The sequence below is a fragment of the Priestia sp. P1_B12_1 genome, from assembly GCF_056406695.1.
This window is the reverse complement of the sequence record NZ_JBFTZR010000008.1, coordinates 96,666-111,295: the sequence shown is the minus strand read 5'-3', so window position 1 is coordinate 111,295 and position 14,630 is coordinate 96,666. Positions and strand designations below refer to the sequence as shown.

General features: G+C 38.1%; 13 protein-coding genes. 4 read left to right on the top strand and 9 right to left on the bottom strand.

Translation table 11 applies throughout. The annotated features are described in order from the left end of the window. Nucleotides 1-31: 31 nt before the first annotated feature. The 3 genes from AC1D0Y_RS22555 to hmpA form a co-directional block, all read right to left on the bottom strand. Nucleotides 32-544, bottom strand: a complete 513-nt coding sequence (locus tag AC1D0Y_RS22555) for a type 1 glutamine amidotransferase domain-containing protein (RefSeq protein WP_013081517.1) — start codon at nt 542-544, stop codon at nt 32-34. A 143-nt stretch (nt 545-687) separates the two neighbouring features. Next, on the bottom strand, nt 688-1,977 hold the full coding sequence (locus AC1D0Y_RS22550; protein WP_060746122.1) for a lysine N(6)-hydroxylase/L-ornithine N(5)-oxygenase family protein: 1,290 nt from the start codon (nt 1,975-1,977) through the stop codon (nt 688-690). A 72-nt stretch (nt 1,978-2,049) separates the two neighbouring features. Continuing rightward, entirely contained in the window at nt 2,050-3,231 is a 1,182-nt protein-coding gene (gene hmpA, locus AC1D0Y_RS22545; protein WP_060746121.1) for an NO-inducible flavohemoprotein, read from the bottom strand. Nucleotides 3,232-3,447: 216 nt separating this feature from the next. On the opposite strand from hmpA, the gene AC1D0Y_RS22540 reads away from it, so the two are divergent. After that, nucleotides 3,448-3,897, top strand: a complete 450-nt coding sequence (locus AC1D0Y_RS22540) for an Rrf2 family transcriptional regulator (RefSeq protein WP_028410145.1) — start codon at nt 3,448-3,450, stop codon at nt 3,895-3,897. A 173-nt stretch (nt 3,898-4,070) separates the two neighbouring features. Continuing rightward, the gene (locus AC1D0Y_RS22535; RefSeq protein ID WP_016762840.1) at nt 4,071-4,202 is read left to right on the top strand and encodes a YflJ family protein; all 132 of its coding nucleotides are present in this window, start codon (nt 4,071-4,073) and stop codon (nt 4,200-4,202) included. Nucleotides 4,203-4,250: 48 nt separating this feature from the next. Here AC1D0Y_RS22535 and AC1D0Y_RS22530 read toward each other — a convergent pair whose 3' ends face one another. Both AC1D0Y_RS22530 and AC1D0Y_RS22525 read right to left on the bottom strand, forming a co-directional pair. Further along, complete coding sequence (locus AC1D0Y_RS22530; RefSeq protein WP_477707932.1) at nt 4,251-5,336, bottom strand: nitric oxide synthase oxygenase; 1,086 nt, start codon at nt 5,334-5,336, stop codon at nt 4,251-4,253. A gap of 99 nt (nt 5,337-5,435) precedes the next feature. Continuing rightward, nucleotides 5,436-6,368 (bottom strand): D-2-hydroxyacid dehydrogenase, encoded by a 933-nt coding sequence (locus AC1D0Y_RS22525; protein WP_477707931.1) that lies wholly within the window; start codon nt 6,366-6,368, stop codon nt 5,436-5,438. A 261-nt stretch (nt 6,369-6,629) separates the two neighbouring features. Here AC1D0Y_RS22525 and AC1D0Y_RS22520 point away from each other — a divergent pair, with 261 nt between their 5' ends. Next, nucleotides 6,630-8,186, top strand: coding sequence for an ABC-F family ATP-binding cassette domain-containing protein (locus tag AC1D0Y_RS22520; protein ID WP_013055117.1), 1,557 nt, complete (start codon nt 6,630-6,632; stop codon nt 8,184-8,186). A gap of 194 nt (nt 8,187-8,380) precedes the next feature. On the opposite strand, the gene AC1D0Y_RS22515 is transcribed toward AC1D0Y_RS22520, so the two are convergent. Together AC1D0Y_RS22515 and AC1D0Y_RS22510 are read right to left on the bottom strand one after the other, a co-directional pair. Next, on the bottom strand, nt 8,381-9,277 hold the full coding sequence (locus AC1D0Y_RS22515; protein ID WP_060746118.1) for a hypothetical protein: 897 nt from the start codon (nt 9,275-9,277) through the stop codon (nt 8,381-8,383). 163 nt (nt 9,278-9,440) lie between these two features. Beyond that, nucleotides 9,441-10,778: an ATP-binding protein gene (locus tag AC1D0Y_RS22510; protein WP_060746117.1), complete on the bottom strand. Its 1,338-nt coding sequence runs from the start codon at nt 10,776-10,778 to the stop codon at nt 9,441-9,443. 368 nt (nt 10,779-11,146) lie between these two features. On the opposite strand from AC1D0Y_RS22510, the gene msrA reads away from it, so the two are divergent. Beyond that, nucleotides 11,147-11,662 carry a peptide-methionine (S)-S-oxide reductase MsrA gene (gene msrA, locus AC1D0Y_RS22505; protein WP_060746116.1) on the top strand — a complete coding sequence of 172 codons (516 nt, stop codon included), beginning with the start codon at nt 11,147-11,149 and terminating at the stop codon, nt 11,660-11,662. Between the two features lie 49 nt (nt 11,663-11,711). On the opposite strand, the gene AC1D0Y_RS22500 is transcribed toward msrA, so the two are convergent. Next, the gene (locus AC1D0Y_RS22500) at nt 11,712-13,349 is read right to left on the bottom strand and encodes a family 14 glycosylhydrolase (RefSeq protein WP_060746115.1); all 1,638 of its coding nucleotides are present in this window, start codon (nt 13,347-13,349) and stop codon (nt 11,712-11,714) included. A gap of 105 nt (nt 13,350-13,454) precedes the next feature. After that, a complete protein-coding gene (locus AC1D0Y_RS22495; protein WP_060746114.1) occupies nt 13,455-14,609 on the bottom strand; it encodes an endonuclease in 1,155 nt (384 codons plus the stop codon). Between the last annotated feature and the right edge of the window lie 21 nt (nt 14,610-14,630).

Genomic DNA, 14,630 nt, shown 5'->3' with positions numbered 1-14,630 from the left:
TTTTACAGAAAGTTTTACTAATATTATTTACTTATTTTAAGACATTTACTGATTCACGTACGAATGCTTCCATATCGTCTGGTGTACGGCTTGTAACTAGTTGATTACCGCATACCACCACTTCTTTGTCATGGAAGTTTGCACCTGCATTTTTCAAATCAATAGCAATTGATTTGAAACCAGTTACGTCACGTCCTTTTAATGTTTCAGCATTGATTAGCAACTGTGGTCCGTGACAGATAGCCATAACCGGTTTGCCTTCATCCATAAATGATTTTGTGAAAGCTACGACTTGATCGTCCGCACGTAAGATATCTGGTGAGAAACCTCCCGGTAAAAACAATGCGTCAAAATCTTCTGGTTTTACATCCGCAATTGCTTTATCAATTGTTAATGTTGTTTCGCCTTGTTTACCTGTTACTTCACCTGTTTTAACATCGATTTTTGTTAGCGTATGGCCTTCTTCTTCAAAGGCTTTGGCTGGATCTGTATATTCCACATCTTCAAATAAATCTGTTACTAATACTGCAATTTTCTTACTCATTCTAAGCAACTCCTTAATTGATTTGTGTACTAATGTTCTATAAATAAAATACCCGTACACTATTCTTTTAAACATAGTTTATGGGTAAAAAACTTTTCTACAATAATCAAAAACCACATTGAAGATTTTTATAAAGAAGAAATTCAAAACAAATTAAATGTCTGAAACGTCGTCTCTTCTGGAACTGGGTACACGTCTCTCCCTGCAATCACGTTCAGAATACGCTGATTGCGCTGAACGGATAAACCAAGATTTGTTGCGCCAGATCCATGTGAATGTTCAATATTGGTTAACGTAAAAAAGTGGTGGTTACGGGGTTGTTTAAAGACAAGCCGGTAATCTTTTGTGACTTTAAAACGCTTGTCATCTTCCCATTCGATATCATCTTTTATTCGTTCGATGAACGGCGAAACCTTCGGCTTATAGCCCGTGGACAATATCAAACGATCCGCTTCGTATTGAAAAGAGCGTTCAACCTTTAATTGTTTGCACTCCAGCTCATATCCACTTCCTTTTTTATGAATATCACTTACTTCAGTCGAAGCTTGAATCGTAACGGGTACTTTTCCTTTAAGTGAACGATGATAAAGTAAATCATAGATTTTCGTTAAGGTAGAAGATTCAATTCCGTGACGTAAAGGATTTAAATCTTCTACCGTGCTTGTACGTTCCTCAAAAGGCAGCGAATGAAAATAATCTACATAGTCTGGCGAAAATAACTCTTGAGCAAGCTTGGATTGATCAAGCTGAAAAAAATTAGAGGATCTTGTAAACCATGTAAGGTGGTAATGATGTTCAGTCTGTTCTTCTAGTAAATCAAGAAAAATCTCTGCAGCGCTTTGCCCTGAACCAACAATCGTTACATGTTTTCCTTTTTGAATCTCTTCTTTTTTATGTAAATAGCCGCTGCTGTGTAAAATATGCTCATTCAGCTTTTCTTCAAAAGCCGGAGGTACAAGTGGAATGCTTCCTGTTCCCATTACAACGTGTTTAGCATTGACCGTTTGAATTCCCTCAGGTGTTTCTACCTTTACTTCATAATACTCTTCTTCATGTTTCGGTATCACGTCCACAACTTTTGAAGAAAAGTGGCAGGAAGATAGCTGCTCCGCTACCCATTTTGCGTACTCGTTGTATTCTTGACGCGGAATGTCAAAACGATTAAAGAAAAAGAACGGATACAAGCGTTTTTGCTTGTGAATGTAATTTAGAAAAGAATAGGGGCTTGTTGGATCCGCAAATGTAACTAAGTCTGCTAGAAACGGAATCTGCAAGTCCGTGCCGTCAATTAACATGCCCGGATGCCATTCAAATTTCTCTTCTTTATCAAAGAAGATGGCATCAATTTCATCAAGAGGCTCAGCAAGGGCCGCTAAGCCTAAATTAAAAGGTCCTATTCCTATTCCCACCATGTCATACTGCGTATTTGTCATCTTTAAACTCCCTTTCATAAAAAAAGCTAACAGTATTGTCTACTGTTAGCTTTTTACCCTTTTTCCATACATTTATGCGGAAGGAGTCATACTCATTTTCGGGCCAAACGATTCATACATGATATTTTCTTGGGAAATACCCATTTCAGCTAGGCCTTCTAACACCATTTGCGTAAATGAAGAAGATCCACAAACATAATAATATGCATGTTTATCACCGGCATATTTAGCTAGCTCTTTTTTAGTTAAGCGACCATACGTTATATGTTCATCATGCTGAGCTGTTTGCGCTTGACTATAGAAAACGTGTTGTTCAAACGTATATGTCTCTGACAACGATTGAAGCTCTCGTTTCATTGCATGAAACTGCTCATTTTTAGCACTGTGAATAAATGTTACTTCTTGATTGTTTTCTAGTGCTTGATGAAGCATTGACATCATTGGAGTAATTCCTACACCTCCGCTGATAAATACTGATTTACTATTTTCTTTTAAGACAAAATCTCCTGCTGGAACGCTGACTTCAAGCAAGTCTCCTTCTTTCAATTGGTCATGTAAATAAGTTGACACGACCCCGTCTTCCATTTGCTTTTCTTTTTTCACCGTAATTTTATAGTATGGTTGGTTTCGGTAGCCAGATAAGCTGTACTGACGAATGGATAAATACTCTTGACCAGGGATTCGTACACTTACATACTGACCTGGCAGAAAAGCAGGCAGCGCTTTTTGATCAGGTGATACTAAATAAAACGAGTACACGTCTTCTGCTTCTTTTACTTTTTTATGGACCATTAGTTTTTTATAATCTTTCCATCCTTTTTCTTCGGCTTCTTCATATAATTCTTTCTCCACACTTATAAATACGTCCGCAATGGCACCGTATGCTTCTTTCCAAGCTTCCATAATCTCATCGGTCGCAGCTTCTTTTAAAACATCTTTAATTGCTTTTAATAAGAACTCTCCGACAATTGGATAGTGCTCTGCTTTTACGCCGATACTGCGGTGTTTATGAGCGATTTGCTTTACAACTGGAAGCAGCGTTTCAAGACGATCGATGTACTGCGCAGCGGCATAAACTGTATTAGCTAACGCCATTTGCTGACGTCCTGTTTTTTGATTTGTTTGGTTGAATACATTTTTTAAAGAAGGATACTGTTCAAAAAGCATCTCATAAAAACGAGTTGTGATTGCTTGACCATGCTGTTCTAAAACAGGAACTGTACTTTTTACAATAGAAATAGTTGTTTGTTTCATAACTTTCGCCTCCGAAAGATTCATTTTTAAAAGATATATTCTTAATACATCTTTATAATACTCATATCCTACTTAAAAAGATATATTTTATATACATATTTAAAAAAATGTTCACAAATTCACTCCTGCAAAAATGAGAGCATTCTTTCTGTATTTCTTAGATATAGACATGCTATTATAGATATATCAGCTGCTGATAAGAGAAGAGGTAAAAAGATGAGGCTCACACAATATACAGATTACTCACTGCGAGTTTTATTATACTTAGGCGTTCGCGATAATAATAAACTAAGCAATATAAAAGAAATTGCTGAAGCGTATAATATTTCAAAAAACCATCTTATGAAAATCATTCACGAGCTTGGGAAACTTGGCTTAATTGAAACAATCCGAGGACGAAACGGCGGTATTCGTTTAGCTCAGCTTCCAAAAGACATTAATATTGGAAAAGTGGTACGTCAAACAGAAGAAGATTTTCATATTGTTGAATGTTTTGACCGTGAAGGAAACTTCTGCATTATTAGCCCCGTCTGCAAGTTAAAAAGTGTTTTGCATGAAGCCATGCAAGCCTTCATTAAGGTTTTAGATCAGTATACATTAGAAGATCTAATCCAAAATAAAGACGAATTAAACCTCCTCCTTCTATCTCAAAAAAACGAGGAATGAGTAAACTAAAATTCACCTGAAATCATTCTCGTTTTTTCGACCTTTTTCCCTTTCATCATAAAATAAAAGATGTTACAATGAGGCACGTATTGGAAAGACAAGATGTCTCCATTCGAGCAGACAATGAACCTCATTCTGTTCATCCTAAAAAAATGACGAAAGGGTGTTTGAGTATGCACGTAGGAAGCAAAGGCTGGTATGTTGAGGAACTTAAAAAACGAGGAGTTCGCAACCATGAAGGCCGCAAAGTGGAAAAGTACAAAACATATGTACTTGCTAACTTGCTTGATAAACACAAAAATTAATTAACGTGTAATAAGAGAGTACAAATTTGTACTCTCTTTTTTGTTCATTTAATAAGCAGCGTCTTGATAAAAATAATTTGGTGATAATACTTTATTTTTATAAGACTTATGAAAAATATGCGTGGTTGCTGGCGAAACCGGTGGGATTAACCACGTCCAGTTCCCAGTCACTTCCCGGCCATTTTTTTGCTCTCTTTCTTCAAACAAGTGAAATTGCTGAGCAGCAGTGTGATGGTCTACAATGCTAACGCCTTCTCGTTTAAAAGAAGAAAGCACTGCAACGTTTAATTCAACAAGAGCTTTGTCCTTCCAAAGCGTCGCGTTGTAATCCATGTTCAATCCCATCATAGAAGCTATTTTTGGAAGTTGGTTATAGCGATACGTATCCGCTAAATTTCGGGCACCAATCTCAGTCCCCATGTACCATCCATTAAATGGTGCTGCCACGTAATCAATCCCTCCAATTTCTAGCTTCATATCTGAAATCATCGGGACAGCGTACCATTTCAACTGTAAGTCTTCAAATTCAGGAAGTTCTGGATGCGTAATAGCTACTTCTTTCACTAAATGTTTTGGAATCTCAAAACATCGAGGTGATGCTTCATTAACTTGCAGGACCAAAGGAAGAACATCGAAGTGAGTTTTCTCACCTTCCCACCCCAGCTTTTGGCAAACCTCCGTGAACGCAACAGAATCAGGATCTCCTATCACACCATATTCCGTCTCGTACCCTGCATAGCGGATTAGCTGATGATTCCATATTCTAACCGGCTCTTTTTCTTTCATTTTCGGTTTAAACACCGTAATAGTAGGCCGGATTTTTCCGTCATTTGTTGCATATTCAATATGGTGAAACAGGGCGTCTCTTACCTCTTCAACTGTGTTCGCATCTCGCTTATCAAATACATTGAGTGAGTGCCAAAATAATCGTCCAATACATTTATTGCTGTTTCTCCAAGCCATACGAGCTCCGTGCTCTAACTCTTCAAATGTATGATCATAATGTCCGAGTGACATAATTTGCTGATGGATTTCTTTTAACCGCTTGTTTTTATCCGCTTCGCTTTTTTCAAGTTCAGCGTAACACGTCTCTATAAATACACGTGCTTGTTTAAATAATTCTTCTTGCTTCAACGTTTGTTCCCCCCTAGAAGAACAGATTTCATTCTTTTCGTTCAAGAAAAGCAAGTTTCAGTATACCATTCTCATAGCGGAAACGCGCATCATAATGCTTTAATAGCCTCTTTCAATATTAACCAAGTTAGAAGGAAATTCGCCTTGCTCAACTTTTTGCAGCGTTTCAACAAAGCACTCGACGGCTTCTTCAGGCGTAGTCACCGCTGAAATATGAGGTGTTATGATGATGTTTGAATGATCCCACCAAGCAGATTCTTTCGTTAACGGCTCATGCTCAAATACGTCTATGTATGCTTTTCGAATACGCTTTTGCTCAACAGCCGCTACTAACGCATGTTCATCTACAGTTGCTCCTCGTCCAACATTTATAAAGTATGCATTTTCAACTACATTCATCCATTTTGAATCAAAGTAGCTTTTTGTTTCATGTGTTAGCGGCATTGTACTAATGATCCAATCGGCTTCTTTTAGCAATTCTTTTTCCTTCGAAATCGAGACCACTTGATCAAATGACGGCTTTTCATTTCCACTTTTAGATACACCTATTACTCGTACACCAAAAGATTTTAAAACGGCTGCAAGACGCCCGCCGATTTCACCTGTTCCGTAAATTATGACCGTTTGAGCAGAAAGCTGCTTAGGCTCTACCACTTTCCAATGCTTTTGTTTTTGCTGATGCTGAAACTGTGCGTGATGCTGAAGTTCAGCTAGCATATAGCTAAGACAATATTCACTGATTCGCTGACCGAATGAACAAACCGTACGTGTTAACATCACACTCTTTTTCCAATCCCCGCTTTCTAAGAACCGATCGACTCCTGCGCCGAGAGAATGAATCCATTTAAAGCTATGATCTTCAAAGCAATTCGTTGGACCGAAGGATAAAAGCGCATCAGCCCAGTTTAAATCTTCAATTGTAACGTCTTGCTCTTCCATAAATCGAAACGTCTGAGACAGCTGCTTTTGTTTAATTATCTCCTCCAGCTCTTTATGCATTCTTCCTGTCACTAGTATCGTATAAATGTTCATTTCTTTTCCCCCTGCCTTTTTATTCTTTTATATACTCTATTTGAATGATTCGATATAACCGTCCCTTCTTCATGAAGGATTTTCTACATTGATATATATAGTATGAATGAAGTGAAAGGAAGACGCGAGTGAATTTTATATGACTTTCAAGGCTGGAAAACTCATATGGATTTATGTATATAAGTTCGCTATAATCGTTATGAATCAATTTGTTTATAACGAAACGTACGATAGATATTTTAAAAGAAAAGGTGTGTCAGCATGAGTGTATTAAACGTAAAAAATCTAAGCCATGGTTTTGGTGACCGTGCGATTTTTAACGATGTATCATTTCGATTGTTAAAAGGTGAACACGTCGGCTTAATTGGAGCAAACGGCGAAGGTAAATCAACATTTATGAACATCATTACAGGCAAGCTAGAACCGGATGCTGGAAAAGTAGAATGGTCTAAAAAAGTGCGCGTTGGCTATTTAGATCAGCACACAGCATTAGAGCGCGGCCTTTCTATTCGTGATGTACTAAAAAGTGCTTTTCAATACTTATTTGATTTAGAAGCTCAAATGAATGGCCTCTATGAGAAAATGGCGGAGGTATCACCAGAAGAACTCGAAAAACTATTAGAAGAAGTCGGTACGCTTCAAGACCTCTTAACAAACAATGACTTTTACGTTATCGATGCAAAAGTCGAAGAAATTGCACGCGGATTAGGATTAGAAGATATCGGCTTAGATCGCGATGTACAGGATTTAAGCGGCGGACAGCGTACGAAAGTATTATTAGCCAAACTGCTGCTTGAAAAACCAGAAATTCTTTTACTTGATGAGCCTACAAACTACTTGGATGAACAGCATATTGAGTGGCTGCGACGCTATTTGCAAGAATATGAAAATGCCTTTATTTTAATTTCTCACGATCTTCCATTTTTAAATAGCGTGATCAATTTAATTTATCATATGGAAAACCAAGAGTTAAATCGCTATGTAGGAGACTACGACGATTTTATGAAAGTGTACGAGATGAAAAAACAGCAGCTTGAAGCAGCTTATAAAAAACAACAGCAAGAAATGGCAGATTTAAAAGATTTCGTAGCAAGAAATAAAGCCCGTGTGTCGACACGAAATATGGCCATGTCCCGTCAAAAAAAGCTCGATAAAATGGAAGTAATTGAACTAGCTCAGGAGCGTCCAAAACCAGAGTTTAACTTTAAGGGTGCTCGTACTTCAAGCAAATTAATTTTTGAAACATCTGATTTAGTCATTGGATACGAAGAGCCGCTTTCTAAGCCACTGAATTTAAAAATGGAGCGAGGTCAAAAGATTGCCCTTGTAGGAGCAAATGGAATCGGGAAAACAACTCTTTTAAAAAGTATTTTAGGAGAAATCAAACCGATTTCAGGCTCTGTAGAAAAAGGAGATTACCAGCATATTGGCTATTTTGAACAAGAAATCAAAACCGCTAATTACAATACGTGTATTGAAGAAGTATGGAATGAGTTTCCTCACTTTACCCAATACGAGATTCGTGCAGCTTTAGCTAAATGCGGCTTAACAACAAAACATATTGAAAGTAAAGTAGAAGTTCTAAGCGGTGGAGAAAAAGCAAAAGTTCGTCTATGTAAGCTGATTAACAACGAAACCAACATTCTTGTACTGGATGAGCCTACAAACCACTTAGATGTAGATGCGAAAGATGAATTAAAACGAGCTTTAAAAGAATACAAAGGAAGTATCTTAATTATTTGCCACGAACCTGAATTTTATCAAGATGTGGTCACAGACGTGTGGAACTGCGAATCTTGGACGACTAAATTATTTTAAAAAAACGGGTTAAAAAAGGCATATCTTTTAGAAAAAGTGGGAATGATAAGATTAAGTTCCCCCCCTTTGTGTGAGTAGCCATTTTTTAAATGGTTACTTTTTTTATGTATAGTCCTTTAATAAAATGGCTATATTGTATCTATACTCCCTAAACCCAAAAAAACCGCTGCAGCGATGCAGCGGTTTTTTCATTGTCATGGCTTCATCTGTAGCCAGCTATCAAAATGATGAACAGCTATACTGCTTGGAGGATTTTCAGCTTGACACTCCGTAAGCAACATACCCAGCTCTTGCATCATCTTTTCTTCTCCTTTAGCAGAAAAAGAAATGTATTCTCCTTCATCTGAAGCCATCGTTTCTACCCCTATTTCAATCGGAGTGGATAGTACACGTCCCCACTTGCGTTCATTTTCTGTTATTTCAGCAATACCGTTTTCTTTATCTGCGTGGTTCCGGTACGCCATAATTGTGACTTCATCAGCGTACTGAATAATCCACCGCCCCAGCGAACCGGAACCGTTGCTATTTTTGAATGGAACTTCGTCAAACCAAAACGGGATATCTACAGCAAGCGGCAAGTGTAACTCATGAGACTGTACAGCGGCTTGAGAAATAACATATTGATACTGCAGAATACTTTTCGCTCGATTATTTTCCCAACTTTTATACAAATAAGGCTCTACATCCAAATGAACCCCTGAAAATTGCTGTGGCTCGTCTGCTTGTGCTTGGTAAGCTGTTATCCAATTAAAAAATGCTTCCTGCTCTTCTATACCAGAAGGCCCTATCCAATAAGGAGCGCCGTCAAGTGCGTAAACACTTATGCCCTGGGCTTGTGCTTGTTGGATAAAATGCCGATATACGGAAGGTAAAAGATGAGTATCAATTTGTAAATAAACGTTTGTCACCTTTTTTTCTTGAAGCTTTTCGAGGATAGCTTCTTGGTTCAGCATCCATTTCTTTGTATCCCACACCCACGTCGACAGCGGTATATTTATCTCTGCATTCACCTTTGATCCACATCCTATTCCTTTCCCCATATTACACAGCCATACAACCACCAGAAAAATAAGAACGCACTTGCTTTTCACACTCTTTTTCCTCCTTTATACGAGCCAGAACTCATATAAAGAGAGTCTGACAGCTTGGCACAACTTTATGGTGAATTTCCCCCTTAAATCTGTAGCTTTTAGCAAACTCCTCCTTATCAATTTTTTGCAGCTTAATCTCTATACGTTCTATCGGTTGCTTGATTTATTTCTCTATATCTTTCTTATTAAATAAATATGCCTGTTTTGGATGGTTTGGCTGATTTGGATATTTCAACTGTAATTGTCCTTTTCGTAATAGCTTTGTTAAATAATTATTACGTACTCCATCCGGCGTTCTTTCTAGTAAATAAGCAAACTCTTTAAGCATGAGCGGTTTTTCTTTACATAACTCAAGAATAATATGTTCCATCTGATTCGGCGAAAGCCGTTTTTTTTCACGAGCCAGCGCTGCAATATCCCATAGCTTCGTATCAATATTCTCTACATTTACCAAATTAGAAGAATTCTCTCCTTGTTCATTATTATAGGAGTTATGATTATTATTATAGGAGTTAACATCGTTATTGTATAAGTCACTCTCGTTATTATAGTAGTTATCTTCCTTATTAAAGGAGTTAACATCGTTATTGTATGACTTTAACTCCTCTATTAATTCTTTATTATAGGAGTAATCATTTTTATTATAGGAGTCTTTTTCGACATCGTTTTCAGGTGTATTTTGATATTTTTCGACATCTTTAAAATTATTTCCCGAATCATCTATAGACGTATTATAAGTGTCTTTTCCAGAAGAACTTACCTGTCTTTCTTGAGTGGACAGAGATAACATGACCACTGTACGATGCATAGAAACATCTTGATCAATAGCCGGCGTTTTATAATGATGCAGGCTCCAATTTTGCTTTACTTTTTTCAAACCAGAGCCCGAACGTTCACATAGCCCTAGTAAACTAAATAGCTTAACGATATTTGGGTTTCGAAGCTGACTAACGGTATTGCTAAAAACTGAATCTGTAGGTACTAACAAAAGACCTGGATTAGAAAAAACGTAATGAGAAGGTTGCTTTTCTAAAATAACGCCGCCCTCGCCATTATAATCTGCATGAATAAGCATATTAATCAAAACTTCTGTTAAAGAGGAAGCGATTGACGGCTGAGGTTCGCTATTACGAACAATTTCATGAATATGAAAATAAAAATCAAAAATATTTCCTGACCACGTCCCGTCTTGAGAGGTAAAGCGCTCTGTCCATTCTTCGTTCCCTTTACTTTCCCGGTATTCTAAAAAGTATTGTGGTAAAACTTCTGTGATAATCCGTTCTTCACTGAATAAAAGTAGGCCTGCGAGTGTGACTCCCTCTTTATGGGTATCTCTAACCTTTCCCCAAGCTCCTACTTTGTATAAAAACTCCTTTGTTTCAAGTGCATTCCAAGGATGAGCTGGTTTTACTTCAGCAAACCGATCCCGGTAGCTTTTGATCGTATCAAAATTTAATTCGTTTAATCCATAGTGCTCTAGGATGAGATTATCTTGTAACATATTCAACTCTCCTATTATCTTTGTATATTTATTTAACAGCGCGAATATGCTGTTTCGTACCTCTTGTTACTAACGTACTAACTTTATTTATCTAGATGCCACCAGTACACCAAAGTCCAGTCCGTAGATTGTACTTCTGCTGTGCAATTTCTTCTAAATCGATATATACATCTTATCTATTCTATCATTTTTTCTTTATTCTCTCCTTCATTTTTCAATCTTCAAAACAGTCGAGTTTATTGTGTAAAAGCTGTGGATATTTATCTTTATCCACAGCTTTTACACAGACTACAAACCCTTTTCTAGCTGTTTCAATATAAATTTGTTATAATACCCTTCATAACAACGGATTAAGTGAGGGATTACGTATGGAAAAAGCTACATTTGCAGGTGGATGTTTCTGGTGTATGGTTACACCTTTTGAAGAGCTAGAAGGTATTCACGGCATTGTATCAGGATATATGGGGGGAACTGTGGATAACCCTACTTATGAGCAAGTAAAATCTGGAACAAGCGGTTACTACGAAGTGGTTCAAATCACATTTGACCCCGAAGTGTTTCCGTATAAACGTTTATTAGATCTTTATTGGCCGCAAATTGATCCAACAGATGACGGAGGTCAATTTCAAGATCGCGGCTCGCAGTATCGAACAGCAATTTTTTACCATAACGACAGCCAAAAACAAGCAGCTGAAGAGACGAAGCTAGAGGTCGCAGAAAGCGGACGTTTTAAAAAACCAATCGTAACAAGCATTCTTCCTGCCTCTACGTTTTATGAAGCCGAAGAGTATCACCAAGATTTCCACAAGAAAAATCCAAAGCATTATAAAGAAGACCGTGCTAAGTCCGGTCGAGATGAATTTATTCAAGAGAACTGGAAATAATTCTTGTGTTCAAAACAAAGCCGCATAGCACGTGCTATGCGGCTTTGTTTTACCAATTATCTGTATACGTCATTGTTGTTGAAGGTACGCTCCAATATTGCTGCGAAGGCTGCCATGCTTTTAACGATCCATCAGCTCTCTTCACAATTGCTTTAAATTGAACATTTTGACTCGCAGGAAAATAGACGGTGCCTCTCCAATCAGCTGTAGATGAATTATATGTTAATTTAATTGGATACATGGACGTATCCCACTGACCTAGCTCAGCTCTGTCTCCAACAATATAAACCGTTTCTCCTAATGCGGTTGGCGCATTTTTTACTACAACCGTTTGCGCAACAGGTGTAACGCCCAACGTATTTTTAAATTGCCCCATCAGCGTATCATTGTTAATAACATCGTAGAAACGAAGCAACGTAAATCCTGCAAAATTATAGTTAAAGGCCATTTCAGCTGCTTTTTTATATTGATCTTCACTGCCTATAGTTAAAGCATTTTCCCCGTTTAAAACAACTCCTTTTGCATTCGCAATACCTGCTACCTGGCGTACAAGTGTCTTTGGCATAGAATATTCTGGATAACTTCCGCTGTCCGTCATTTCTAAGCACGTAAACGTTATATCTAATTTAGCTGTTTTAAACGCATCTAAAAGTGCATTGTAATCATTATATCCAGCAGGTTTTTCTGCAGCATGAGGAATCGTGGGATTGTTATACTGCCAATGAATTCCCGCCACTTTTGCACCGATTGGTACGTTAAAGGTGGAATCAAAAGCCTGATGAGCTAACTGTCCAATACGTTTTGTGTGATCTTCCAAAGCTCCTTGATACCATGCTAAGAAATCTTTTCCATAAGCTGTTGAATAACCATCTTTTAAGAACTGATAGCCATCTGACGGCGGTAAAATTTGCGATGCAGAGGTTAAATTGGTTCCCCATGCTTGATTAATGCCCGCGAGTGAACCGTATTTAGTCAAAGCATATGATTGAAACTTGCTTTTGGCAAAGTTCGTATACACTTGAAATTTCCCTCTAGACGGATAGCTGGTTCCGTCTGCTGCTGTATAAGACGGATAACGAATTTCACCTGCAGGGCCTCCTGATAAATAGATTTTAGCAATCACTTCTTTATAAGGTGCTAACGCTTGCGCAAATGCCGTGTAGAGCTCACCGTATTGCTTAGAAATAACGTCTGTTGCAAGCGGGCTTAGCGTTTCTTTATTTATCGTTCCCGTTTCAGATTTAAAGTAAAGGCTATCATCGCTTTTTAAGTTCCATACCCAAGATGGAAGCGGAACGTTACAATCATCTCCTACATTGCCTCCGCACTGATGAGTAGAAATAATAGGAACGATCTTTATACCTGCATTACGAGCAGCTTGAGCAAAGCGCTGCGCATAGGAAAAATCAAACTGCTGATCGCCGTTTTTCTCCATATCTCCCCACCAGAAGTCTACTGTCACTGCATAAAATCCATTTTGTTTCGCTTTGCGTAAATCGTTCTCAAACGCTTCCCATGTCGTATAGTCTGTTACCTTTTTTAAAGGCGCCATTAAATAGGTTTTGTAACCTGGATTCATTGAATTTCCATCTACGGCAGCCGCTCCGTTAATTGGACTTAAAATGAAAGCGTTAACAAAAATGAACATCAAAACGAAAGCCAATCCTTTTTTACATAGCTGTTTCATATCTTCCCTCCATTTTTTCAAAATCACCTATAGGTATTCGGCGGATTTTAGTTTTTTCCTTTTTCTTTTATAAAAAAAAGACGCCCTGCCAGGACGCCTCCTTCATTAGTTCCAAATCTCATTCACCCATTCAGGATGGTCAATAAACGGGTTGCGGTTATGCTGATAATCTGAATAAATAATGTCATTTCTACGTCGTTCTCGATCATCTACTGGATCTTGGGCGTTCCATTGAAGAAGCACAGATAATTTCCCGTGATAAGGAGCAGTGCCATTATTTACTGTGTTATTAAGTTCTAAGTCAGGCTCATCACTTACATCGCCTTCATAGCGCACGGCCATATAAAACAACATACGAGCCACGTCGCCTTTTACTTCATCTCGAGGTTCCCATGAATCACTGTCAAAATAATTTCCGAGTGCTTCGCTATGTTCCGTCCCTCCGTTATCAAAATCTAAGTTTCCTCTCGTACTGTTTACAGACACGTCGGTTGGACGTAAGTGATGAAGATCTGTTCCAGGTCCCATAGCTGTTCCAAAATCCCCGTGAGACTTTGCCCAGACGTGCTCACGATTCCAATCGTCCACTCCGCCTCCATTTGTACTCTTAGCCTGTGAACGCCCCGTGTAGAGCAAAATAACGTTATTTACGTTAACTGGATCTTCATCCGTTTTCTTTAAAGCTTCCCATACGGCTGAATACGAAAGTTCTGTATGATGATCAATAATGTTATGAAGCTCTGTCTTTAAGGTATTTCCTGTTTTTCCAGCTGCAGTACGATAATAGTCTTCTACTGGAACAGTTGGCTCTGTGGGATCTGGAGCCGGATCAGTTCCTCCTGTTTCTGTACTGATAGAAGTAACTGATTTTATTCCTGGGTGTGAAAAATAAGGAGTGAGTGTGCCCGTAACAGTAAGATTTTTCCCTTTTAACTCCGAGTGACTTTGAAGTCCAAATGTACTTCGCAAATTTGAAGGAATTTGAACGTACACCATCTTGTCTGTATTGGTTTCATTTGCACTATCAGCAAGTGCAAGTGCATAATCGTTTGGGTAATTGCTCGTAATAACTGTAGATGTGCCTGTAGGTTGACCTACTACATATCCTTTAACCGTTTGTACACTATTGTTTTGATTCTCAAGAGCTTGTGCAACAGATAAAAATGCGGCTGCTTGACTAACAGGAGTTAAGCTCACTAAAAGAACAAAAACAAGCAGGGATAGTGCCCATGTTTTTTTACACAGATCGTATAATTTCACTTTTTTATTCCTCCTATATGA

Excerpts from the sequence above, each read along its gene's own strand:
- AC1D0Y_RS22555 (WP_013081517.1), bottom strand. The coding sequence starts at position 544 with ATGAGTAAGAAAATTGCAGTATTAGTAACAGATTTATTTGAAGATGTG.
- AC1D0Y_RS22550 (WP_060746122.1), bottom strand. The coding sequence starts at position 1,977 with ATGACAAATACGCAGTATGACATGGTGGGAATAGGAATAGGACCTTTT.
- hmpA (WP_060746121.1), bottom strand. The coding sequence starts at position 3,231 with ATGAAACAAACAACTATTTCTATTGTAAAAAGTACAGTTCCTGTTTTA.
- AC1D0Y_RS22540 (WP_028410145.1), top strand. The coding sequence starts at position 3,448 with ATGAGGCTCACACAATATACAGATTACTCACTGCGAGTTTTATTATAC.
- AC1D0Y_RS22535 (WP_016762840.1), top strand. The coding sequence starts at position 4,071 with ATGCACGTAGGAAGCAAAGGCTGGTATGTTGAGGAACTTAAAAAACGA.
- AC1D0Y_RS22525 (WP_477707931.1), bottom strand. The coding sequence starts at position 6,368 with ATGAACATTTATACGATACTAGTGACAGGAAGAATGCATAAAGAGCTG.
- AC1D0Y_RS22520 (WP_013055117.1), top strand. The coding sequence starts at position 6,630 with ATGAGTGTATTAAACGTAAAAAATCTAAGCCATGGTTTTGGTGACCGT.
- AC1D0Y_RS22510 (WP_060746117.1), bottom strand. The coding sequence starts at position 10,778 with ATGTTACAAGATAATCTCATCCTAGAGCACTATGGATTAAACGAATTA.
- msrA (WP_060746116.1), top strand. The coding sequence starts at position 11,147 with ATGGAAAAAGCTACATTTGCAGGTGGATGTTTCTGGTGTATGGTTACA.
- AC1D0Y_RS22500 (WP_060746115.1), bottom strand. The coding sequence starts at position 13,349 with ATGAAACAGCTATGTAAAAAAGGATTGGCTTTCGTTTTGATGTTCATT.